The organism is Butyrivibrio hungatei (assembly GCF_900101605.1).
Classification (GTDB): Bacteria; Bacillota; Clostridia; order Lachnospirales; family Lachnospiraceae; genus Butyrivibrio; species Butyrivibrio hungatei_B.
The window spans coordinates 1-24034 of record NZ_FMUR01000017.1; the positions used below are offsets into that span (position 1 = coordinate 1).

Annotated in this window: 26 protein-coding genes and 1 pseudogene; 25 read left to right on the forward strand and 2 right to left on the reverse strand. The window is 40.9% G+C overall.

What is annotated here, in order from left to right; genetic code table 11:
- The 23 genes and pseudogenes from BLP87_RS12725 to BLP87_RS12840 form a co-directional block, all read left to right on the forward strand.
- Positions 1-213, forward strand: a 213-nt coding sequence (locus tag BLP87_RS12725; protein WP_176756651.1) for an ATP-binding protein, incomplete at its 5' end; no start/stop codon positions are given.
- Between the two features lie 353 nt (positions 214-566).
- A complete protein-coding gene (locus tag BLP87_RS12730; RefSeq protein ID WP_074463000.1) occupies positions 567-1190 on the forward strand; it encodes a TetR/AcrR family transcriptional regulator in 624 nt (207 codons plus the stop codon).
- A 154-nt stretch (positions 1191-1344) separates the two neighbouring features.
- Positions 1345-2625, forward strand: coding sequence for an MFS transporter (locus BLP87_RS12735; protein ID WP_074463001.1), 1281 nt, complete (start codon positions 1345-1347; stop codon positions 2623-2625).
- 15 nt (positions 2626-2640) lie between these two features.
- A complete protein-coding gene (locus tag BLP87_RS12740) occupies positions 2641-3483 on the forward strand; it encodes a CPBP family intramembrane glutamic endopeptidase (RefSeq protein ID WP_074463002.1) in 843 nt (280 codons plus the stop codon).
- A 154-nt stretch (positions 3484-3637) separates the two neighbouring features.
- Positions 3638-4267, forward strand: coding sequence for an ATP-binding protein (locus BLP87_RS12745; protein WP_074463003.1), 630 nt, complete (start codon positions 3638-3640; stop codon positions 4265-4267).
- Positions 4268-4317: 50 nt separating this feature from the next.
- Positions 4318-5667, forward strand: coding sequence for an MATE family efflux transporter (locus tag BLP87_RS12750; protein WP_074463004.1), 1350 nt, complete (start codon positions 4318-4320; stop codon positions 5665-5667).
- A 92-nt stretch (positions 5668-5759) separates the two neighbouring features.
- Positions 5760-6815: a DUF3795 domain-containing protein gene (locus BLP87_RS16490; RefSeq protein WP_074463005.1), complete on the forward strand. Its 1056-nt coding sequence runs from the start codon at positions 5760-5762 to the stop codon at positions 6813-6815.
- Between the two features lie 373 nt (positions 6816-7188).
- Positions 7189-8262: an acyltransferase family protein gene (locus BLP87_RS12760; RefSeq protein WP_074463006.1), complete on the forward strand. Its 1074-nt coding sequence runs from the start codon at positions 7189-7191 to the stop codon at positions 8260-8262.
- Positions 8259-8687 (forward strand): helix-turn-helix domain-containing protein, encoded by a 429-nt coding sequence (locus BLP87_RS12765; protein WP_074463007.1) that lies wholly within the window; start codon positions 8259-8261, stop codon positions 8685-8687. The genes BLP87_RS12760 and BLP87_RS12765 overlap by 4 nt, the downstream gene beginning before the upstream one ends.
- 272 nt (positions 8688-8959) lie before the next feature.
- Entirely contained in the window at positions 8960-9871 is a 912-nt protein-coding gene (locus tag BLP87_RS12770) for a helix-turn-helix transcriptional regulator (RefSeq protein WP_074463008.1), read from the forward strand.
- Positions 9872-9876: 5 nt separating this feature from the next.
- A complete protein-coding gene (locus BLP87_RS12775; RefSeq protein WP_074463077.1) occupies positions 9877-10296 on the forward strand; it encodes a VOC family protein in 420 nt (139 codons plus the stop codon).
- 40 nt (positions 10297-10336) lie between these two features.
- Positions 10337-10423, forward strand: a pseudogene (locus tag BLP87_RS16365) (transcriptional regulator); the annotation flags it as partial.
- Between the two features lie 2 nt (positions 10424-10425).
- The gene (locus BLP87_RS12780) at positions 10426-11178 is read left to right on the forward strand and encodes an N-acetyltransferase (protein ID WP_022778128.1); all 753 of its coding nucleotides are present in this window, start codon (positions 10426-10428) and stop codon (positions 11176-11178) included.
- Positions 11179-11337: 159 nt separating this feature from the next.
- The gene (rhuM, locus tag BLP87_RS12790) at positions 11338-12270 is read left to right on the forward strand and encodes a RhuM family protein (RefSeq protein ID WP_074463009.1); all 933 of its coding nucleotides are present in this window, start codon (positions 11338-11340) and stop codon (positions 12268-12270) included.
- 323 nt (positions 12271-12593) lie between these two features.
- Positions 12594-13535 carry a Fic family protein gene (locus BLP87_RS12795; protein ID WP_074463010.1) on the forward strand — a complete coding sequence of 314 codons (942 nt, stop codon included), beginning with the start codon at positions 12594-12596 and terminating at the stop codon, positions 13533-13535.
- Between the two features lie 240 nt (positions 13536-13775).
- On the forward strand, positions 13776-14342 hold the full coding sequence (locus tag BLP87_RS12800; RefSeq protein ID WP_026515569.1) for a TetR/AcrR family transcriptional regulator: 567 nt from the start codon (positions 13776-13778) through the stop codon (positions 14340-14342).
- Positions 14332-15138: a CPBP family intramembrane glutamic endopeptidase gene (locus tag BLP87_RS12805; protein WP_074463011.1), complete on the forward strand. Its 807-nt coding sequence runs from the start codon at positions 14332-14334 to the stop codon at positions 15136-15138. Before BLP87_RS12800 ends, BLP87_RS12805 begins: the two co-directional genes overlap by 11 nt.
- Before the next feature lie 168 nt (positions 15139-15306).
- Complete coding sequence (locus tag BLP87_RS12810; RefSeq protein ID WP_074463012.1) at positions 15307-16140, forward strand: YitT family protein; 834 nt, start codon at positions 15307-15309, stop codon at positions 16138-16140.
- A gap of 112 nt (positions 16141-16252) precedes the next feature.
- Entirely contained in the window at positions 16253-16489 is a 237-nt protein-coding gene (locus tag BLP87_RS12815) for a P-loop NTPase family protein (RefSeq protein WP_074463013.1), read from the forward strand.
- Positions 16490-16698: 209 nt separating this feature from the next.
- A complete protein-coding gene (locus tag BLP87_RS16205) occupies positions 16699-17001 on the forward strand; it encodes a hypothetical protein (protein WP_207648722.1) in 303 nt (100 codons plus the stop codon).
- Between the two features lie 12 nt (positions 17002-17013).
- Entirely contained in the window at positions 17014-17640 is a 627-nt protein-coding gene (locus tag BLP87_RS12830) for a methylated-DNA--[protein]-cysteine S-methyltransferase (protein WP_074463016.1), read from the forward strand.
- A gap of 69 nt (positions 17641-17709) precedes the next feature.
- Positions 17710-18738, forward strand: a complete 1029-nt coding sequence (locus BLP87_RS12835; protein WP_074463017.1) for an NAD-dependent epimerase/dehydratase family protein — start codon at positions 17710-17712, stop codon at positions 18736-18738.
- Positions 18739-18833: 95 nt separating this feature from the next.
- Positions 18834-19691, forward strand: a complete 858-nt coding sequence (locus tag BLP87_RS12840; RefSeq protein WP_074463018.1) for an AAA family ATPase — start codon at positions 18834-18836, stop codon at positions 19689-19691.
- 208 nt (positions 19692-19899) lie between these two features.
- Here the strand turns inward: BLP87_RS12840 and BLP87_RS12845 are convergent, their stop codons facing one another.
- Positions 19900-20376 carry a GNAT family N-acetyltransferase gene (locus tag BLP87_RS12845; protein ID WP_330390071.1) on the reverse strand — a complete coding sequence of 159 codons (477 nt, stop codon included), beginning with the start codon at positions 20374-20376 and terminating at the stop codon, positions 19900-19902.
- Entirely contained in the window at positions 20357-20812 is a 456-nt protein-coding gene (locus tag BLP87_RS12850; RefSeq protein WP_074463020.1) for a MarR family winged helix-turn-helix transcriptional regulator, read from the reverse strand. The genes BLP87_RS12845 and BLP87_RS12850 overlap by 20 nt, the downstream gene beginning before the upstream one ends.
- A 416-nt stretch (positions 20813-21228) precedes the next feature.
- On the opposite strand from BLP87_RS12850, the gene BLP87_RS12855 reads away from it, so the two are divergent.
- Complete coding sequence (locus tag BLP87_RS12855; protein ID WP_074463021.1) at positions 21229-22254, forward strand: S66 peptidase family protein; 1026 nt, start codon at positions 21229-21231, stop codon at positions 22252-22254.
- Between the two features lie 1153 nt (positions 22255-23407).
- The gene (locus BLP87_RS12865; RefSeq protein ID WP_074463023.1) at positions 23408-23998 is read left to right on the forward strand and encodes a nitroreductase family protein; all 591 of its coding nucleotides are present in this window, start codon (positions 23408-23410) and stop codon (positions 23996-23998) included.
- Positions 23999-24034: the final 36 nt, after the last annotated feature.

The window sequence follows — 24034 nt, forward strand, 5'->3', positions numbered from 1 at the left end:
AGATACCACAAACATAAGTCTGTAGCCATCTCAGCACAGTTACCTGTTAAGAATTGGGTTTCAATTTTCAAAGATCAAACGATTGCAGATGCGGTCTTGGACCGCATAGTGCGCAATGCGTATAGGTTCGACCTAAAAGGTCCTTCCCGCCGTCCTACGATAGAACATATGCCGGCTGACGCCGGAGATGACAATAAGACGGCAAGCGAGTAATATAAAAAATAGATGTCATCTTGTCCACTTGATACAGGAATCTTGTCCGGATATTAGTAGAAACCTTGTCCGGATAATTGCGGAACTAACGTCCGAGTATTACAAGATGCTTGTACCAAATAGACAAGAATCATCACTTGAGGGTATCCATCCTGCCGGACCAAAAACCGAAAGAGTTTCTTGGGTATTCACAAGCTTTTGTCTGATTTTCGACTAAAGAAATAGAGGTTTCATATGTATCCGTATGCAGATGCGAGGATAATAGCTCTTGACAATATATAAAAGATGTGGTGTTATTTATATTATAGACCGACAGTCAGTCAATTAAATTCGATTCAGGTGATGAAGATTATATGAGAGTTGTAAAAGAAGCGATTGAAAGACGTAATGAGATCCTTGATGCTGCAGAGGAGCTCTTTGTTACAAAAGGATATGACAAGACGAGTACGAACGATATTTTGGACAGAGTAGGAATTGCAAGGGGGACACTGTATTATCACTTTAAGTCCAAGGAAGATATTCTTAATGCGATGATAGAGAGGATCAATGATTCTCTTATCGCCAAGGCTAAGATGATCGCGGCAGATACATCTGTTCCGGTGATCGACAGGCTGGTCATGACGATAGCATCGCTTAATGTAGAGACCGATATCGGGCATGAGATCATAGGTGAGGTTCATAAGCCGCAGAATGCGCTCATGCATCAGAAGATGCAGGAAAATCTGACATCCGGGATAGTTTCGGTATTGCTTGAACTTGCTGAAGAAGGAGTCAGGCAGGGATTGTTCAACATTAAATATCCGGCTGAAACAATTGAAATGCTTGTTTTATATTCCAACATAGCTTTTGATGACTATCATGAAAAGAATTCTCCCTCCATGGAAAAGAAGATCGCAGCCTTTTTGTATAATACAGAAAAGCTGCTGGGTGCCAGGGAAGGAAGTCTCCAGAAAGTATTGAGAAAGCTGTTTCAATAAAACAGAGCTTTTAAGTTAAGGAAACCGTATATTCAGGAAGGTTGGATGGAGGTTTCCTTTAAAAAGACAATCCTACCGACAGACAGACGGTCGAATAAAAGGCATAAATTGGGGTTTGCAACATAATTAAAATTTTTTTTTGAAGGAGAATGTCATGAAAAAGGAATCGGGTTTTTCAAAATTTCTGGTACTATGGTCCGGTGATTTCATATCACAGATAGGAGGCGGACTTACAAGCTTTGGCCTGGGAGTATATATTTACAATAAAACAGGCAGTGCTGCGCAAATGGCGCTCATAACTTTACTTGGATTTCTTCCGACGCTGGTTTTGTCGGTCCCCGCAGGGGTTCTTGCCGATATGTACGACAGAAGAAAGCTGATGATGATCGGCGACGGTTGCTCTGCTCTGGGAATTCTATATATCCTGTTAAGTATGCAAAAGGGTGACGCTTCACTATTTCAGATATGTATTGGAGTTTTTATCAGTTCGGTATTTTCGTCTCTACTGGAGCCTTCTTACAGAGCAACAGTCACGGATATTTTGTCGGAAGAAGAGTTTACCAAAGCAAGCGGGCTGGTCTCTCTGTCGGGAAGTGCCAGATATCTGGTCTCTCCGGTGATCGCAGGATTGTTGCTTGGACTGTATGACATAAATCTTCTTCTTGTTTTGGATATATGTACCTTTTTTGTGACGCTTGCCACTACCGCTTTTGTAAAAAAAAGTATCGTTACATCGGAAAAAGCAAAGAGAGAAAGCTTTTTCCGCAGTCTGTCAGAGGGGTGGAACGGGGTATATTCCCGGAACGGGGTTATGCAGCTCATTCTGATATCTTCTCTTATATCCATGTTCATAGGAGTGATACAGATTTTGTCAGAGCCGCTTATTTTATCCTTTACAGATGCAAAAACTCTGGGGATATCCGAAACTGTCTGTGCATTAGGAATGCTTTTTACAGCATTGCTTACCGGAATTTCCGGCATCAAAAAGAATCAGAGCAGAGTACTTTCCGTGTCACTTATGATGGCTGGGGCTTTTATGATCCTGTTTTCGATGACTGAAAATGTGATGATAATATGCACCTTTGGCTTCCTGTTTTTTGCAATGCTTCCTCCGGCGAATTCATGTCTTGATTATCTTGCGCGAACTAATATCCCAAATGAGATGCAGGGGCGTGTCTGGGGATTCATAGGATTGATATCCCAGCTTGGTTATATTCCCGCATATGCATTATCCGGGGTACTGGCAGACGGAATAGGAAGTGCATTTGACATCGGGGGCGGAAGAGGAGCGGCCTGGGTCATAGCAATATCAGGAATGCTTCTTATGGCATCGGCACTCGGCTTCCTATTTTCCGGCAGGATTAGAAGTCTGGAATGGGGAAGTGATCTGAATGTGACATACAAGAAACAGAAAGAAATTTCAAATATCGTATAGAATAAGGAGATCGTTATGAAAGAGAATCAGAAAAATACAGGAAATAAAGGATACAGATACAGACCGGTATATTATTTTGCAATGGCTTATCTGTTTACATGGATATTCTGGATCCCGGCGATATTTCTTCCGGAGAATATAGCAATGACGCTTATGATCCTTGGGCTGATAGCACCTGCGGTTGTCTCAACGGTATTTATATTATGCTCTGGATCAGATGCCCTTAAGAAGGATCTGAAAGATAAGATATTCGGATTTTATAAGGTGAAATGGCTGAATGTGATCCTGTCCGTGATCGTTTTTGCCATGATCGTTGTCTGTTCAATCCTGTTATCACTTGTCTTCGGCCAGTCCATCAATCAGTTTGCATTTTCTGATGATTTTAACTTCACGGGAGTCGGGGTGGCAAGTGCGCTGGTCACGATAATCATTGCTTCCATACTTGAGGAGGTTGGCTGGAAGGGGTATTGTGAAGATTCTATAGGCAATTATATGAACTGGTTCTGGGAGTCGGTAATTTTCGGAGCGATATGGTCATTCTGGCATTTTCCCCTTCTCTTCATCAAGGGAACTTATCAGGCGGGACTTATGGTAAATCCGCTCTTTGTGGTCAATTTCTTCGTAAGTGCGATAGCCATGGGATTTATAATAACCTGGGTATATCTTGCTAGCAATCGTTCGATCCTTGCATGTATCATTTTCCATCTTTTCGTTAATTTCATGCAGGAGAAGATTGCCATGACTCCTGAGACCAAATGTGTCGAGACGATAATCGTCTTTATTGCTACGGTCATAATAGTCATCGCGAATAAGGATATGTTCTTCGAAGAGCGTCATGTGGGACATATTCTTGAGTGAAAAGAACGTGTGAGTGCAGGTAAGACTTGTTGCGTAGCACCCGTATAGCACCCACAAATTAATAAAAGTGCCTATTTACGCGGTTCTGCGTTATGCAAGCGTTAACAAAGAGATAATCGCTAAAAATGTAGAATTCTACAATTTAGGAGATTATATGATAAAGCGAGATAGATATCTAAATCAGTTGATTAATGCTAAAGATAATGGATTTCCGAAAGTGATAACAGGTGTAAGAAGATGTGGAAAATCATTTCTTCTAAAAGAAATTTATAGAGAATACTTGCTTTCTCAGGACGTTCCAGAGAGTAGGATAATTATCCTGGAATTGGATGATGATAAAAACAGCAAGTATCGCGATCCTTTAGAACTAGGAGCTTATATAAGGGAAAAATGCAAAGATAAAGAGAATTACTATGTGTTTATTGATGAGATACAAAAGGTATATTCGATAATTAATCCTAACCTTACCGATGGCAAACATGTTTTGGCAAATTCTGATGACACTGAAGTAATATCATTCGTAGACGTTGTACTCGGACTATCAAGAGAAAAGAATATAGATTTATATGTGACGGGATCAAATTCTAAAATGTTGTCTTCAGATATAGTTACTGAATTTAGAGATAAGGCAACAAATATAAAACTTTCTCCGCTTTCATTTGAAGAATACTATGATCAATACAAGAATAAGGGCATAGAAACTACGTTTGAAATGAATCCCGGAAATCATTTCAAAGATGCGGATCTGCGTCTTGCAAAGGGAATAGCCTGGATACTAAAATGATCTTAACTATTAAATAATTAACATCAAGAGAAAGACCAAAGAGAGCGGCCATGACAAATACAGAACAGACCACACAAAATATGACCTCAGGAAACAGTATGAAACAGATCATACTGTTCTTTTTGCCATTATTATGGGGAAATCTTTTCCAACAACTATATAGTCTTGTGGATAGCATTATAGTTGGCAAGGGAATCTCGGATCAGGCGCTGGCTGCTGTTGGGGCAACCGGGACACTTAACTTCCTAATACTTGGATTTGTTGTGGGGATGACCAGAGGATTTGGCATAACCTTTGCCCAGAGCTTTGGAAAAAACGATATGGCTATGCTGAATGCATACATCAGAGCAGCCAAGAAGCTCAGTATCACGTTTGGAATAGCCTTTACTGTTGTATGCGTTTCTTTGCTCAATAAGATGCTGACGTTCTTGAACACTCCTGAAGATATCTTTGACGATTCGTATAGATATTTTGCTGTGATCTTATTGGGAATTGTAGTGACGGTTATGAATAACCTTGAGATTACAATTCTCCAGTCAATGGGAGATTCCAGAACGCCCCTCACTGCTATGATCTGTTCATCACTCGTGAACATCATGCTTGATATTATTTTCATAATGGCCTTTGGCACAGGAGTTGTCGGAGCAGCAGTGGCAACAGTGGTCTCTCAGTTTGTATCATACCTTTTGTGCCTTAAAAAGCTTAGAACCATCAATTTTATGAGTCTGGGAAAAGACACGTCAGAAATAGCAGATGAAAAGAATATATTGGTTGAACTGATGAAAATAGGACTTCCTGTGGCACTTATGAATTCGGTCACAGCTGCAGGGACCATGGTATTGCAGTACTTCGTAAATCTTATGGGAAGCGCATATGTGGCAGCCTATTCAGCCTGCATGAAATTTGCATCACTCTTTGAGCAGTTCGGAATGTCCGTAGGTCTTTCCATGATGACCTTTGTGGGGCAAAATAAGGGCGCTGGCAAATATGACAGGATACGCACAGGAGTAAGACAGGGCCTGATGCTCTCTACACTTGTGAATGTGCCTATATCGCTCCTTATGATATTTGTGCCCGGAAGCCTGGCAAGGATGCTGCTGACTGACAACATGATAATCGGTTATTGTACCGATTTCATGCCGATCATGGGAATAAGCTTTTTTGCCCTGGGCTGGCTTTTTGTATACAGATACTCTGTTCAGGGGTTGGGCAATACCTTTATACCAATGCTCTCAGGCGGGCTCGAAGTCATTATGAGGCTGATCTTTGGCTTTTTGGTAGGAAGGAACGGATTTAAGGGAATTGCCATTTCTGAAGTATCTGCATGGATAGGCGCTTTTCTGATGCTCATGGTGACATACTATTGTTTAATTGGTAAAAGAACTAAAGCAATAGCATAAAGTAGCAATAAAAAGACTCCCTGGATTTTTTATAAAAATGTAAGAAAGCACCATGGAATAATATTGGATTAACCGATGAGAGAAGATAGATTATGGACAAATCATGGTCAGAAAACAATAAAGAAATACAGAAATTGTTGACGAAGGAAGCAACCTTTAAAGAGGCTATTCAGAAGCTTTTGGCTTTCCGTGAGGAAATGTTTGATCAGATCACACAGATTGTGAGTGGATATCCGGATGAGGCCTTTGCCAAAATGCCCTTTGCGGGTGCGGACGGATATCACAGTAAAACCCTTGCCTATTCTATCTGGCATATTTTCAGGATTGAAGATATAGTTGCCCATGAGATGATAGCAGAGGATAATCAAATCCTTTTTACACATGACTTTCATAATCGCATTGGCGCACCTATCATTACTACGGGTAATGAACTTCAGGGAAACGAGATTGCAGAGTTTTCAGAAAAACTGAATATTAAAGAACTATATCTGTATGTAAAAGCTGTAAAGGAGTCTACGGATCAGATTCTTGGAGATCTGACATACAAGGACTTAAAGCAAAAATTCGGCGGCGATGTAAAGGAAATACTTATACGCAGTAAATGCGTCAGCGAGAATGAGAATGCGTTTTGGCTGATTGATTACTGGTGCGGTAAGGACATAAAAGGACTGATTCAGATGCCATTTTGCCGTCACTGGATCATGCATATCGAAGCCATGAGCCGCATCAAGAATAAACTCTGCAAGATAGCACGAAAGGGTGTTGATCCTGTTGCTTATTGTGGCTTTTCCTGTAATCACTGTTTCATTTCAGAGTGGTGCGGATCCTGCAGAACGAAGTACAATGTCTGCTCTTTTGCCACCTGTGCTGAGGACAGAACATGTCCGAATGTGAAATGCTGTAAGGAAAAAGATTTGGACGGATGTTATGAGTGCGATGAGCTCGAAAATTGCAATAAAGGGTTCTATATTCCATCAAATGACGGAGCAAATGCAGCAAAGGCTCAGGCATTATATATAAGGAAATACGGAAAGAAAGAGTTCTTAAAGGTTCATGACAGACTACATGAGAAGTATGACTTCCAAAAGACACAGGAAGTTTTGGGACAGGATTATAAGGAAGGACTGAGAATTCTGGAGGAAACTTGAAAAAGCCTATAAATATGCTATTCTATCATATATAGGTGATGCACAGCCTTATAAATGAGCGATTTATGTAGTGGATGCGCTATGGAATCTTGAGATGCCTATAGCCCGGAGAGTTCATGCGTGAGCTCTCTTTTTTTATTATCGATACTGGTGAGCTGGATGAAACTTCTATCGGCATGGCGGATGTTTCCGGGTTTCTTTATACATAAATTGTGATAGAAAGTAGTGAATGGTGGAAAATTAATATAATTTCCCATTCCACAATGCCACGAAATTTAACAGACAAATGTAAAAATGTAAACTTTGCTTGGTGGCTCGGGCAAAGTTTATTTTTTATAATCGTGTAAAGAATAATGGCAAAGGTGGTAAAATTATGAGAAAGACATACCTCGACAATATCCGTTGGATTACAGTGAGCCTTGTGGTAATCTATCATGTGATTTACATATTCAACGGCGTCACACGATACGGCATCATCGGCCCTTTCCGTGCAAATCAGCCTCAGGATCTGTTCCAGTATATGGTTTACCCCTGGTTTATGCTGTTGCTGTTCGTGGTTTCCGGTATGTCCGCCAGATTTGAGCTGGACAAAGTCACAGCTAAGGAATTCGTAAGAAAAAGGACAAGAAAACTCCTGGTGCCCTCCACCATAGGCCTGCTGGTATGGGGATGGGGCATGGGGTATTACAATATGCTCATCGGCGGTGCGTTTGAACAGATGGGCGCCGTCCCGAAGCCGATACTGTTCCTGATCATGTGCGTCAGCGGCACCGGCCCGCTGTGGTATATCCAGCTTTTATGGATTTTCAGCATCCTGCTTCTCGTAATCCGTAAAATTGATAACAACAGGCTATGGCACCTTTGCGGAGATGCCGGGACTGTTGCTGCCCTCGTTCTTACGGTGGTGATCTATGGCGCAGCACAGATTCTGAACACTCCCGTTATTGTGGTCTATCGCTTCGGCATCTATGGAGCAGGTTTCCTGATCGGTTACTTTGTCTTTTCCCATGATGAGGTTATGGACAGACTGGAGAGGAACTGGATTTTGCTGAGCTCTCTGGGAGCGGCATCTGGTGTGCTGTTTGTTGTAATGTATTGGGGGCAATCCTATCCGGATCATGAGGTGTTGGATACCTTCGTCTGTAACCTTTTTGCATGGCTCGGCACCTTGGGCGTTCTCGCCTTTATGAAAAAATGTGGTGGATTTGAAAACCACTTTGCCAATTGGATGAAGAAGCGGTCCTTCGGGCTTTACGTGTTTCACTATCTGCCCATTGCAATGAGCGCCTGGTATCTGAAAATGTATGCGCCACAGCTTTCACCGTTTTTTATTTACATGCTTGTCGGCGTGTCCGGCTTCGGGGGAGCATTTCTTCTAAACGGAGTTATTCGTAAAATACCCGTAATACGATGGTGCGTTTTAGGCATAAGAAAGGAGAAAAAATGAGTTTTTCGGAAAACCTGATTGAGCTTAGGAAATATCACGACTATTCGCAGGAGGAGCTGGCAGAGATGATCGGCGTTTCCCGCCAGACTCTGTCAAAATATGAGACAGGTGAGTCCCTGCCGGATATCGAAAAAAGCAAGCTCCTTGCGGATGTGTTCTCCGTGACCATAGACGACCTAATTAACCACGAAAAGAACGATGAGGAAAGTCTTGGGCTGGGCGTTCCCCCAAAGGGAAAGCATGTGTTCGGCATGGTTAAGGTTGGTGACAAGGGGCAGATCGTGATTCCCGCCAAGGCGCGGAAGGTCTTTGACATTCAGCCCGGGGATAATCTGATCGTTCTCGGCGACGAGGGGCAGGGCATTGCAATCATCAAAGAAAAGGGACTGCTCAATCTGCTGAATAAGGTGCGGAACGGGCGCTAAATTTCAGTTTATTATGCATATTACATGCCGTTGTCCCGGAGAACACTGAGCTGCTCTCCGTAAGACGCAGGCAGGTAGCAAAACTTTTGAAAAAATGCCGTATTTTCAGTACTTTGCGGTTATCAAAGAGATGAGAATATCTGCAGTTGCAGATTTCAGAAACCCACAACCATCTGGTTGTGGGTTTTTTGTTGTCAAAAATAGTGTAGAATATAAACATGACATATAGATGACATGTTTGTGCTTGTATGATAATCATAGAAGGTGATCAAATGAAGATAGACAGACTGATTGGCATACTATCAATTCTTTTGCAAAAAGAGGTGACGACAGCTCCGGAGCTGGCTGAGCATTTCGAGGTGTCTAGAAGAACCATAAACAGAGATATTGAGACTCTTTGCCAGGCAGGAATACCAATTAAAACGACCCGGGGAGTTGGAGGCGGTATAAGCATCATGGATGGCTATAAGATGGATAGGACTCTTTTGACATCCCGTGACATGCAAATGATCCTGGCGGGACTACGAAGCCTTGATAGTGTTAGTGGAAGCGGATATTATGGGCAGCTTATGGAGAAGCTCCAGGCAGGTTCTTCGGAGTTTATCAGCGGTAGGGATTCTGTCCTTATCGACCTGTCTTCTTGGTACAAGACATCGCTGGCTCCAAAGATATCTACTATTCAGGATGCGATAGAAAACAGGCATCTTTTGACCTTCCACTATTATGCTCAGGCGGGAGAAGGAAAACGAACTATTGAGCCATATTATGTAGTGTTTAAGTGGAGCAGCTGGTATGTCTATGGATGGTGTCAAAAGCGCAAAGACTATCGCCTATTTAAATTAAACCGCATGGTTAAAGTGGTTGAAACGGATAAAGGATTTGTCTGCAGAAACGCTCCATTACCTGATCTGTCTACAGAAAAGATATTTCCTGGTGGAATCAAGGTAAAAGCGCTGTTTTCAAAGGATGTAAAGTGGCGCCTGGTGGAGGAATTTGGACCAAACTGTTTTACGGAAACAGAGGATGGTAGACTTATGTTTACTGCGGATTACACGGACTCAGATAATTTGATCACATGGATAATGACCTTTGGAAATAAAGCAGAAGTGCTTGAGCCGGTAGAAGCCAGGAGGCAGATTTCAAAGATGGTACAGAAAATGGCGACGATTTACAAGGAGGACTAATGAAAATGAGACTTGATGGTTTTGGATTGTTTGTTGAGGATATGGGCAAAATGGTACGCTTCTACAGGGATGTGCTGGGGTTTGAAATAAAAGAGACAGAGGATACATCCAATGTGTATCTGGTGAAGGATGGGACCCTTTTTCTGTTATACGGCAGGAACGACTTTGAGAAGATGACAAGACGCAGGTATAAGTACATAAAAGGTCTCAACGGACATTTCGAAATAGCGCTTTATGTTGATACATTTAAAGAAGTGGATGAAGCTTATAATAAGGCTGTACAAAACGGTGCAACATCAGTCCTTGCACCTGAACTAGAACCTTGGGGGCAGAGAACCTGTTATATAGCAGATCCTGAAGGCAACCTGATTGAGATTGGTTCATGGAATAAGCCTTACGAGTCAAAAGATATTTCGGAGGAATAAAGACATGGCATTCGATTACAAGAAGGAGTACAAAGAATTCTACGAGATTTACCTTAGCGATGCAAGGAAAGTGGTGCCAGAGAAGCTTAAGACGGTTATCAGACATCCTATTAGAAAGGAGAGCTGAAGATGGAGTATATAAGAGTATCCAAGGATAATCTTGAAGAAGAACACATTTGTTGTGCTATATCAAACAATAAAGATATACAGGTTTCATCCAAGAAAGCCTGGCTTGCTGACAGATTTGATGAAGGGCTTGTTTTCTTAAAGAGTGTCGAACGCGGTAAATGCTTTATTGAATATATCCCGGCAGAGTATGCGTGGAATCCGATAAATGCACCGGAATATATGTATATCGATTGTCTGTGGGTTTCAGGTTCCTTAAAGGGACATGGATATTCAAGTGATCTTCTTAATGAGTGCATAAAGGACAGTAAGGAAAAGGGGAAGAAGGGAATTTGCATATTATCTGCTGCTAAGAAAAAGCCATTCCTTTCTGATCCAAAGTTTCTAGCATTCAAAGGCTTTCAAGTTTGTGATGAAGCCGATAATGGAATCCAGCTGTGGTATCTGTCCTTTGAAAAAAGTGTTGAAACACCATGCTTCAAGGAATGTGCAAAGCATCCTCGTATCGATGAAAAAGGATACGTGCTTTATTACACGAATCAGTGCCCATTTAATGCCAAGTATGTGCCTGTTTTGGAAGAGACTGCTAAGAACAATGGAATACCGTTTAGAGCGATCAGAATAGAGACCAGAGATCAGGCTCAGAATGCTCCAACACCAATTACCACATATGCACTGTTCTGTGATGGGGATTATGTAACTAATGAGCAAATGAATGATAAGAAGTTTTTAAAACTGGTCAATGCAAATCTTTGATATTATCATGATTTAAAGAGTTTTCGATTCACACTGGTATACCGGTTCGTACTTTAGAGGATTGGGAAGCAGGGCGCAGGACTCCTCCGGAGTATATTCCGAGGCTGATCGCTTATCAGCTTGAATATGAGAAAATAATGAAGGATAGAGGGGAATTTAATGGCAAAGAATGAAATTGTTTTATTTACAGACGGGAATACAGAGATAGAGGTGCAGATATGTCCTGAGCAAGAAACAGTTTGGCTAACACAGAAACAAATGGGTGAATTATTTGGTGTTAAGCAAGCCACTCTTAGTGAGCATATAAAAAATATTATCGATACGGGTGAGCTAGATGAGACTTCTATCGGTTTTTCCGATAAAAGTTCCGGAGGAAGAAAACCTAAGATATACAATCTGGATATGATACTTTCTGTTGGATATCGAGTAAATTCAAAAAGAGGAATAGCATTCAGACGATGGGCTAGTTTGGTGCTTAAACAGTATACTTTAAATGGCTATGCAATAAATGAACGCAGGCTACAGGCACTTCAGAAAACCGTTGAAATACAAACTAAGATGATTGCAGGTACGCTTGATATTGAACAACAGGATGTGCTCAAGGCTGTAAATCTATACACGCAGGCGCTTATACTTTTGGATCAATATGATCACCAGTCTCTTGAGAAGCCTGAAGGCTCAAGCCCAATATACAGAATCACCTATAGTGATTGTAGAGAGATGGTTGATCATATGGAGGATACATTCAAATCAGACGTATTTGGTGTAGAGAAGGAAACTGGTAAGGTGGAAGGCATTTTGGCAGCAGTATATCAGGATGTTTTTGGAGGGGAGGTATATCCTTCGCTAGAGGAAAAGGCGGCCAATCTTCTTTATTTCATGATAAAAGACCATCCTTTTGAGGATGGCTGTAAGAGAATCGCAGCATCATTGTTCTTGGAGTTCTTGAACAGAAACAATGCACTTTTTAGAGATGGGCAGAAGATAATAAGTGATGGAGCGCTTGTGGCTATTACCCTTATGATTGCAGAATCCAATCCAGATGAAAAAGATATTATGACAGCTATGGTAATGAATTTATTGAGAATATAACGACTCTGAAGAATTAGACTTTAAATTGCCACCAGCCGCATACAGTAGCCCTGAGCTGTCTACCGTACGAAGCAGGTAAACAGCAACTCGTCCTACAAATGCCCAAAACAAGGCACTTAAGGCGGTGATAAAGTTCTCAAAGAGATAATCAATCTGCTATTGCAGATTTCAGAAGACTCGGTACATTGTACTGAGTCTTTTTCAAGAAAAATTAGGGAACTTTTTGACATGTTTCTATTAAAAAAGTTCCCTAATTTTAATTTGAATTTTAGGGAACTTTTTGATATATTTTTATTGGAAAAGTTCCCTAAAAGGAGAAATTGATGAATAATAAGTTGGAAATAATTCAGAGTTTATTGCAGGATAAAGCTGATTTTCAGGCACGTCTAAATCTCATACCTTATGATGGCTCACCGGAAGTGAAGGAAAACTCCAGCGGTAAATACTTGTATATAAGAAAAAGAGTAAATGGAAAACTCACATCAACATATGTTGATGTTTACTCAGACAATCTGTACCAGTTGCTCCTTAGGAACGCTAGAGAAGCCAGGGAATTAAAAAAGAATATTCGAAAGATAGATAAGCAGCTTGCAGAAGTTGGATATAGTCCTGCTGAACTACCTGCAAATGTTGTTATGAATTTGGACTTTGCCAGAGCAAATATGAAATCAAATATCTATGATCAGGCTGTTTTGGAGGGAGTAGCAACGACATTCCCACAGACAGAGGAAATATTGGAAAAAGGTATCGTCAATGGCATGACAGCGGATGATGTACAAAAAATCCTGAATCTTAAGCATTCCTGGGAGTTCATTCTTGATCAGGATGTTATACAGGCTGAAACTGACTATTATTTACTCTGTCATGTAGCAAAGCTTGTTAATGAAGGTTTTTTCTCTTATGGGGGAAAAATACGTAGTGTGCCTGTAACCATAGGAGGTACAAGTTATGTACCTCCTATTCCTATAGAGTCGGTTGTTATAGAGAACATAAACGAAATAAGAACTTCCGATAAGACAGATATAGATAAAGCTATAGAATTATGCATGTATTGCATGAAAACGCAGGTCTTCGTTGATGGTAATAAAAGAGCTTCAGTAATATTTGCTAATCATTACCTTATATCCAATGGACAAGGGCTTCTTGTCATACCAGAGAAAGAAGTGTCTGAGTTCAAGAAATTGTTGGTTGCGTACTATGAAGGTGAAAACATCAATGTGATAGCTGATTTCCTTAAAGAAAAATGCTGGAAACAGATGGAGTAGTAATGTATGTTTCTATTGGAAAGAAATAACAGAGAACCACCAGCCGCATACAGTAGTCCTGAGTTTTCTACCGTACGCAGCAGGTAAACAGCAAAATTTTAGAGGCAGGGCGAATAACAGCGTTCGTCATGCCTCTTTGTTTTCCTGAAAAGATGTTTGTTTGACAGTATTAAGAGTCTATGTTAACCTAAAGGCTAATAGCATTAGCTTACAAGCTAAAATGATTAGCAAGGAGGGGAAATGTCCAGAAAACAAGAGATCATTGAAGTGTGTGTCGAAATGATAGATAAAGATGGTTTTCAGAATCTTTCTGTAAAAACTATTGCTGATAGATTGGGCATAAAGCCCCCATCTTTGTATAAGCATTTTCAAGGCGGTTTGGATGAGATAAAAGAGGCAATCATAGTATATGGTTGGAGCAATATTGATATAAAAATCGCTAAATCGGCAGTAGGAAAGTCACGGGAAGAAGGATTAAAGGCAATGTGCTATGCGCTTCGTGAATTTGCTCATGATCATCCCGGAGTTTTTGAGGCAATTTGCTGGCACAATTCATATACATCCGAACTGAATAATGAAATTACAAAAGGGGTTATATCATCATTGTATTCTATTTTGGATTCTCTTGAGTTTAGCGAAACCCGGAAAATGCATGTTCTGCGAAGCTTGCGAGGTTTTGTGGAAGGGTTTTCGATGCTGGAGTTACATGGTAGTTTTGGAGATGAAATCTCTTTGGATGAAAGTTTTGCATATGGCGTAGAGGCATTGATCTCAGGGATTATGAAAGGACAAAAAAATGTGGACTGATGAAAAAAAGAAAGCACCGATAGCAGATTTTCTTGGTTGGCTTCTGTTTATAACTGTATTTTTTCAAATTATTATGTTTGTTCTCGAACCTGTATCGGTTAGTTATGCGGAGACAGGAAAGCTGACATTTGCATATATTATGTATGCAATCATAGGTATTCTCTTTACGACACCGGCTCCGGTTATTTCTCTTTTTATCGTACTTAGGAAAGAAGAGCATATCACTGTAAAAGAATATTTGAAGCGCTTTTTATATACCCCTAAAAAGATGAAAACGCTTCTGATAACAGGCCTGTTCTGCATATGCGCCTTGATATTTGCTCTTTTTTACGGTGAACCCAACGGTTCGCCCTTGTATATGATGCCGCTTGGGTTTCTTATCATGCTTCCGTTTGTCGGATTTGCGGAGGAAACCGGCTGGCGCGGCTTTCTGCAACCTATGCTGGAAAAAAGATTTCCATTCCCGGTTGCAACTACTATTGTGGCGGTGATTTGGTGTGTATGGCATTTTCCGATATGGCTGCAGCCGTCCTCCAACCACTATGGCGATAGCATTGTAGGTTTTGCTATGAACATATTTGTATGGACTTTTGTGGCCGCTGCAATTTATAAAGCAACAAAGAGTGTCCTGGCATGTGCCATATATCATTCTTTTATAAATTCCATAGGCGCAATTTATGATTGGAATAAATTATTTGATGCGTATCCGAAATCAAATGCAGCTTACATATACTTTGGAATTATTTTTATAGTTGCTTTGATAATTTGGTATAAGGAAGATAAAAATAAAATATAAAGACATTCATGTTTTTTCTGAAAAGGAATTGGAAGAACCCTAGGTTTTATCCGGGGTTCTTTTTTTGCCCGGAAATCCTGCAAATTCCTGTATAATGGTTGTACTGGGGCATGGCATATGTCTCGGTACAGCAACTTTTGTTTTAGCGGATTTAGGAGAGAAAAAAATATGAAGAAAAGAAAGGCACTGTTGTCATATATCTTAATTATATTCGGAGCCATAATGGCGAGCTTTGCGGTCGCTCTGATACTGCTTCCGAATGATGCGATAGATTACGGAACAGCCGGCGTTGCGATAATTATCAGTAAACTTACCGGATTGCAATTATCGCTGTGCGTTCTCTTTGTCTTTTTGCCATTTATAATTGCAGGTTACGTATTTCTGGGGAAAAAGTTCACTGTAAAAGCCGCCGTGGGCTCGGTGGTTTACATGGTAGGCCTTGAATTTTTTGAGAAAATTCCTTTTGAACTTAATACGGAACACTTTCTTGCAGTTGCATTCGGCGGAGCAATTCTTGGCGCAGGCCTTGCGCTGATTCTCAGAAACGGAGGGTGCATTGACGGATCGGAGATACTTGCGAACATAGTGGTAAAAAAGCTTTCTGATAGGACCGGACGTAACTATAGCCTTACACCGATGCTTCTTGGATTTAACGCTCTGGTCTATATCACGGTATTCGTAGTCATTGATGCCACTGCGGCGCTCCTTAGCCTCTTAGTTTATGTCGTTGCTACAGCAGTTATCGACCACTACACCGATCACTTCGAAGCTATCAAGCAGGTAACGATAATAACCCAGGATCCAGACGGAATCATCAAGGACATAAAGGATAAACTGAACAAGACATGCACCATCATGGATTCCCGCGGCGCAATCGCCGGAGAGAACAACACACTCATTTGCTATATCAGCTATTTTGAACTTCCGCTCATGAAGGAAATCATCTCAACTCATTCGGGAAGTTTTAGTACGGTTTCTACGATTGATGAGATTTTGAGATAGGAGCTTTATTTACCGAAAGACGATTGGCTTTCGGTTTTCTATAATATACGGAGACAAACTTCTTACAAAACTGGATTACGCTATCCTTGTTGAAGCCCCAAAAGAAACAAGATTGGAGCGGGTAAAGAAACGCTCAGCTCAAAAGTTTGGTGATAGAATTCTTGCTGACGGAGATCTTTCCGATATAGAAAATTCATGGTTTGCGAAGGTTAATAGCAGACCGGAGGACTTTGTCACATCATGGCTTGAAGGAATTGAATGTCCGGTGATCAGGATTGACGGGATGGTTCCTGTTGAAGAAAACGTAGAATATATCCTTTCATTACAAGAACTTAAAAAGAATAAATAATATTCGGACATAATCAAAGATAGGAGAATGAACCCCATGGAAATCAGGCGAGTTACGGAAGATGACAGTGGCAGAGAGCCTTAGAGATAAGCTAAGGTACAACATGATGATGAATCATGATAGTATTGAGGTGTCAGATAAAATATTTGGATTTGATACCCTTGCGCAAAGGGAATTAAAAGCGACTCTGGAGGAGAGACTTTTCAGAAATGAGACGCCTCATCGCATGGAGAGAAAAGCATCAAAAAAACGTGGCATGGAGTAAAGCCAACCTCATGCAGGATGCCGAGAATCACAAGCTGAACACTGATGAGGGCGAGAGGTGCTTTGAGAATCATATGAAAAAGAATACCGCTTTGGCGTATGAAATAGCACCGCACAGAATGGCTAGAAAGAAGGCGTACGGTGTAGAAACAAGAAAAATGCCACCGCACAGAAAGACTGGAACGAAAGTGTGCGGTGCAGAAAAAATAGCATCATATCATCAAAACAAGCGTATCAAACTACCATAAAGGAGACACCTTATGAAAACAAGAGAAGAAGCCCTAACCTATGGTATGTCTTTCCCGGACACCTATCAGGAAGCGCCGTTTCATGATCCTAATTGGCAGCTTGTTCGGGTAAAAAAATCCAAGAAAGCCTTTTTATGGACATATGAAAAAGATGGCTATATCAATATAAATTTGAAGGTTGATGCTGAGTGGAGAGACCTTTGGCGAAAAACATATAAAGCCGTACTTCCCGCGTATCATCAGAATAAAGAGCACTGGAACACGGTTATTTTGGATGGTTCAATTCCCGATGATGTCATAAAGAGGATGATTGCAGAGAGCTATGACCTTGTTACAGATTCTCCTACAAAAAGAATATATGAAGCGGTAAAAAAAATCCCGAAGGGCATGGTTGCCACATATGCGGATGTTGCAGAAATGGCCGGCGACAGGAAGATGGCAAGGGCTGTTGGTAATGCGCTTCATAAAAATCCTGATCCAAGCACCATTCCGTGTCACCGTGTTGTCAATTCAAAGGGTGAACTCGCAGGTGAGTATGCTTTTGGCGGAGCTTGGAAGCAGGCGCAGATATTGGAGAGCGAGGGAATTGAGATCACAGAAGGCAAGGTGAATTTGAAGAAATACAGAATTACCCTGTAAGTTGGGGGAAAGATGATCAAGACTGCCATGGAGCATAAAACAATAAAAGTGTAAAAGGAGGAGCGGGAGATGAAAGCACTATTCATTGGCGGAACCGGAACAATAAGTATGGGAATAGTAAGAAGGCTTGCTGAGGATCCTCAGTGGGAACTGTATCTTCTTAACAGAGGAAATAGAATGAGTGAAGTTCCTGAGGCTGTTAAACAGATAATTGCAGATATAAACGATGAAGAGGATGTTAAAAAGAAACTTGATGGAATGACATTTGACGTTGTTAGCGATTTTATTGCTTTTGATGTCAGTTCAGTTGAGCGTGATTACAGACTCTTTGAGGGAAGGACAAATCAGTATATCTTCATAAGTTCAGCTTCTGCCTATAATAAGCCGGCTGCATCTTACGTGATAACAGAAGGGACTACCCTTGCGAATCCTTACTGGGAATATTCAAGAAACAAGATAGCATGCGAGGAATTTCTTTTACGTAAGTACCGTGAAAATGGATTTCCTGTAACAATAGTAAGGCCAAGCCATACCTATGACGAGAGGCATATTCCGCTGGGAGTTCATGGCAATAAGGGGTTTTATCAGGTAATAAAGAGGATGCAGGAAGGAAAGCCTGTTATTATTCAGGGCGATGGATCTTCCTTGTGGGCTCTAACATTTAACAGGGATTTTGCCATAGGCTTTACAGGACTTATGGGAAACAGACATGCTATTGGAGAGGCTTTTCAGATAACAGGAGACGAGATTCTTACATGGGATCAGATATATAGGACTATTGCAGATGCTCTTTCTGTAGAACTTAAAGCATACCACGTTTCATCTGAGTTCCTTGCTGATGTGGGTGAAAAGTACGGCTATGATTTTAGAGGACAACTTCTCGGAGACAAGGCAGTATCTGTGGTGTTTGACAATACCAAGCTAAAAAGGATTGTACCTCAGATGACCACTAATATTCCATTTAATGAGGGTGTTCGTAGGGTTCTTGATCATGTGCTTTCGCACTCCGAAGAGTATGAAGAAGACCCAGATTTTGACAAGTTCTGTGACAAGGTGATAAGCGCATTGGAAGATGCAAAGAAAAAAGTTTTAGAGTAAACGGTCTACAAGGCAGCATATAAGAGCTGTTGGAAACGCACTTCATAAGAATCCGGAGAAATACAGGATTAGACTGTAAGAAAGGCATAAAGCGGATGTATATTGATTCTTTTCAGTTTCCGGGAGTTGACGCAGAAGAGCAATTTGTAAATTACATAAGAAGAACATGCTATAGCTCTTTTTACCCGTTCGGGGTGTTTGCGGAAAATCAGCTGGAGTCGTTGTCTTTTGCCGAAATAACTATTCTGTATGGGAATAATGGTTCCGGAAAAAGTACGGCGCTCAATCTGATGGCAGAAAAACTAAAGGCAGAGCGAGATACTTTGTTCAACCGTAGCAGCCTATATGGTGAGTACTTAAAGATGTGCGGATTTGAAATGACTCCGGGAGAAAAGCCGGAAGAGATCAGGATGATCACAAGTGATGATGTGTTTGATTTCATGCTTAATCTGCGTGCGCTGAATGAAGGTGTCGATCGAAACAGAGAGCGGGTTTTTGATGAGTGGGTCAAGAATAGAAATTCCACATTTCAAATGAAATCGCTGGATGATTACGACCGGTTAAAAAAGGTAGTAGAAGCTCGTTCCAAGACACAGTCTAAATATGTCAGGGATGAAATCGGAAGCAATGTGATTACGCACAGCAATGGGGAAAGTGCTTTACAGTATTTTTCTGAGAAGATCAAAGATAATGGACTATATTTGCTGGATGAGCCGGAAAACTCCTTGTCCCCACAAAGACAGCTTGAGCTTATGGAGTTTATTCAGAACTCGGCACGCTTTTTCGGATGCCAGTTTATCATTGCGACTCATTCGCCGTTTTTACTTGCGCTTAAAGGCGCGCGGATCTACGATCTGGATGAAAGCCCGGTTGATATCAAGAAGTGGACAGAGCTTGAAGGAGTAAGGACATACTTTGAGTTTTTTGAGCAACATAGAGATGAATTTGTATAAAAAGAGTATGTTCATTCATGACTATGATGTTACAGGATATACTAATGTTAATCTGCGTTGCTTGAGGAAAAAACATAGTAGTAAGAGCGGTCGCAAATTTAAGTTGCGAAGATGCAAACATAACCTATTTAGAACGATAGAAGAGTGATTTATAACGTAGAGACCTCAATCTCCAAAAAAAAGGATAGAGGCCTCTTTTTATAAATATTTATGAAACTCTATATTCCATCAAAGTTGTATTTTGCCATTTGCCAAATCTGTCCTTGGCGATTCTTTCCCGGTATCCGATCTCGCGGAAACCACATTTTTTATGTAATCTTATGCTTGCCTCGTTTATGGAGATTATTGCTGAATAGATGCTCCAATAACCGGCCTTTTGGCTCTCCGAGATCAGATGATTTACCAAAGCGGTGCCTATCCCTTTGCCGCGATAAGCCGAATCAATATAGATACTCATTTCTACGCAGCCTTTATAAACGCAGCGGCTGGATGTCGGGCTGATGGCAATCCATCCAACAACTTTGCCGGACTCTTCGTAAACGTACCTGCATTCTTTGATGTGGCTGTTATTCCAGTCTGCATAGCTGGGACATTCGGTGTTGAAAGTCGCTGTCCCGCTTGATAAGCCCTGTTCATATATTTCAGCCACTCTTTTCCAATCTGTTTCACACATTTCCCTGATCACAACAATTTTCCTCCGTTTTTCTGCAAGCTTCATTAAAGATTTGTAGCGCTTCAAGAACCATATCTTTTTTATCTTTAGCAATGTTAGAGAATACCCTTTTGAATTTCTCGTACATGTCCGCTTCTATTTTGTTAAAATGCGATGCTCCGATATCGGTAAGAGTCAAAACAACGCTGCGGCGATCGGATTTAGAAGGCTCTCTGATAACATAATCCTTTTGAACAAGCTCCTCTATGGCTCTGCTTATACTGCTTTTGTCAACGTGGAGCAGGCTGGCCAGATCTTTTAAACAAATACCGGGGGCTCTGCCTATTTCAACAACTATATAGCATTGCAAAGTATTAACATTGCACTGGCAACAATCGCTTCTATCCATATTTTCAAGATTACGATAGAGCTGTCGTGTATATTCTCTAAAAAGCTTCACTTGGTCCATTCAGATACAACCTCCTTTAGGTGATAATATTAGATGATATAGTTGCGAATGTCAATAATTTATTATTACAACTAAATCAAAACTGTCGTGTTCCGGTTTTTGTTCTGATATAGTGATATATACAGACATTAATTTATAGCATGATATCGGAAGATGCGTTGAGAGGACCTCCCTAAAAATAGTATTGATACTGTTTCAGATCCACAGGGCTCCTTGCAATCGTAACCTACTTCTTGATAAACCGTCATGCGGTAACTAACTGATTAACAAATAAACAAAGAGACTGTGGTTGGAGCCTCTCAAAAACCGTCTATGCGGTAGGAGCAAAAGACCAATCCACAGCATCTTAAACAGCATAGTCGAACCTATTGAAAAGGTAAAGAAAGACTATGACTAATACTAATAGTAGGAGCAATATGATAAAACCAAATAAATTGCAGCGAGGAGATACCGTAGCTACAATTAGCCCTTCATGGGGATGTGCAGGGACTTCGCGCGTAAAATGGCAATATAGATTGGGCTGTGAGAGACTTAATGAACTGGGACTAAACGTAGTAGCCGCTCCGAATTCAATGAAAGGTACGTCGTATTTGGCTCAAAATCCGCAAGCACGGGCAGAAGATATAAATTGGGCTTTTGAGAATAAGGAAGTAAAGGCCATTATCAGCAATATTGGTGGAAATGACGCAGAGCGCCTATTTCCCTATTTGTCGAAAAAAGCTATAAAAGATAATCCAAAGATCTTTTGCGGTTATTCGGACGTGATGGCGTTGCACCTTTTTTGTTATAGGCTTGGAATCATGACTTTCTATGGCGATAATCTGCTCACTACGATAGCTGAAAATCTCAAGTGGCATCCTTACAGCAAGCATTGGTTTGAGAAGACTTTTTTTGATCCGTCGAGCATCGGAGAAATATTTTCTGCAGACGAATGGTCATATGATCCTAACAAACACACGGATAAATCTTATAAAAAGACATTTGTTTCAAACGAAGGTGTAAAAAGAATTCAGGGAAAAGGCGCAGTCAGAGGAAAATTATTTGGAGGACATGGGGAACTGATCTCAATTAAAGATGCCGATGGTCAGCCGCTTGTCAGAGAAGAAGACTTTAAGGATTCGATATTCTTTTTCGAAGATATACCGGAGTGCTGCGATGTTGATTACATAAAAAGATTTTTTGATTATCTGGGCAAAAAAGGATACTTGCAGTTGCTGAACGGAATTATTATAGGAAAAATGCCCTCACCAATGAGCTTTGAGCCGTATATGAATGCTATAAAGGAGATAATCTCAGAGAAATATGGCTTACCGGATTTGCCGGTCATGTGCGATATGAATTTCGGACATTCATCGCCTATTTTTATTTTACCTTACGGCGCAGAAGCTGAGTTGGATGTGGATAACTTAAGCTTTGCGATCACGGAAAGTGGAGTTGTATAGCGCAACTGTCACTAAATAAGTTGATTCTATTATTTGTCTAAATTGCCATCTGCGTTGTTGCCGTCAATCGTTGATGCCTGCATCGGCTCAGTCCTCCGCTGCGTAGATTGGCAAAGTATGCATTCTTGAACATGAAGTTCAAGGATGCATTAACCAAGCCAATTAGAATCGACTTTGTCGATGAGGCTTGGTTGACTCTTGTATCACTTTCTCACGAAATCCGCAACCGGTGCGGCTTTCTGTAATTTCATTCGAGAAGTCATTCTTTGTAAAAAGGTCGAGGCTTTGATGCCGGCAGCAATACCGGAAGAACACAGATCGTAATTGAGCAGGTGATATCATTTATCTGTGTTTAAGTGAGAAATTTCAGGGAAAAAGACCGAAAAATACAGATCAGAAATGAGCAGGTGATATCATTTATCTGTGTTTAAGTGAGGAATTTCAGTGAAAAAGACCGAAAAACACAGATCAGAAATGAGCAGGTGATATTATTTATCTGTGTTTGAATGAAGAATTCAGAGGAAAACAGCGAAAAAACACAGATAAGAACTGTAGAAGTGTATATCGTTATCTGTATTTTGGAAAAAATGCTTGAAATGAGGCATGCAATCTTGAACATGAAGTTCAAGATTGCATCAACCAAGCCAATTAGAGTCGACTTCGTCGATGAGGCTTGGTTGACTCCTGAATCATGTTCTCACGAAATCCGCAGTTGGTGCGGCTTTCTGTAATTTCATTCGAGAATACATACAATACGCCGAGGAGTAGGCGCTAAGAAAAGAGAAATATGCCCTCAGAGAAAGAAAAGCATGAAATAAGGCATACAATATGCTGAGGACGAGGCACGGAGAGAAGAAAAATATGCCCTCAGAGAAGGAAAAGCATGAAATAAGGCATACAATACACCGAGGAAGAGGCGCTGAGTGAAGAAAAGTATGCCTTATAACAAGAAAGATAGCTGTATAAGGCATATTGTTCAAAAAATCATCTTGCCAGGACACTATGCCACCGCATCACCTTCGGTTTTCTTCCTTGTATATAGAATCATATACCGCACAATTTGATTAAAGATGAGCAAGACAGTACACCAACATATCACATCGTGATAATATGATAGACATAGACGGTCAATGATCATAACCAAGGAGGTCATATGGATAGTATTGTTGAAAGACGCAGCATTAGAAAGTACAAAGATACGGAAGTATCAAAGGAGCAGATCAGGGAGATTGTTGAAGCTGCTGTAAAGGCGCCTTCTGCCAAGAATAGGCAACCTTGGAAATTTATTGCATATTCGGGAGAAACCAAGAATGAATTTTTGAATACCATGGAAGCGGGTTTGAATAAAGTATCGGGAGCGCCGCAGCTTCCGCCAGATTTTAAAAGATTACTTTCTGATGCGTACAACACACTAAAAATAATGCGTCAGGCTCCGGCACTGATAGCTGTTGTGAATACCAACGGAAGATCGCCGTTTGAAAATATAACAACAGACAGAAGGATTACGGAAATCTGCGACACACTTTCCATAGGGGCTGCGGTAGAGAACATGATATTAAAGGCAACAGAAATTGGCCTTGGCACTTTGTGGATTGCAAACACATTTTACGCGTACGAGGAACTGTCAGATTTCATAGGCGAAGAAGGACAGCTTGCATGTGCGGTTGCACTTGGATATGCGGATGAGGCGCCGGATCCCAGACCAAGAAAGCCTTTTGAAGATATTTTGGAATTTCGCGATTAGTGTCTTGGCAAGACGACTTTTGATCAAAATAGGAGA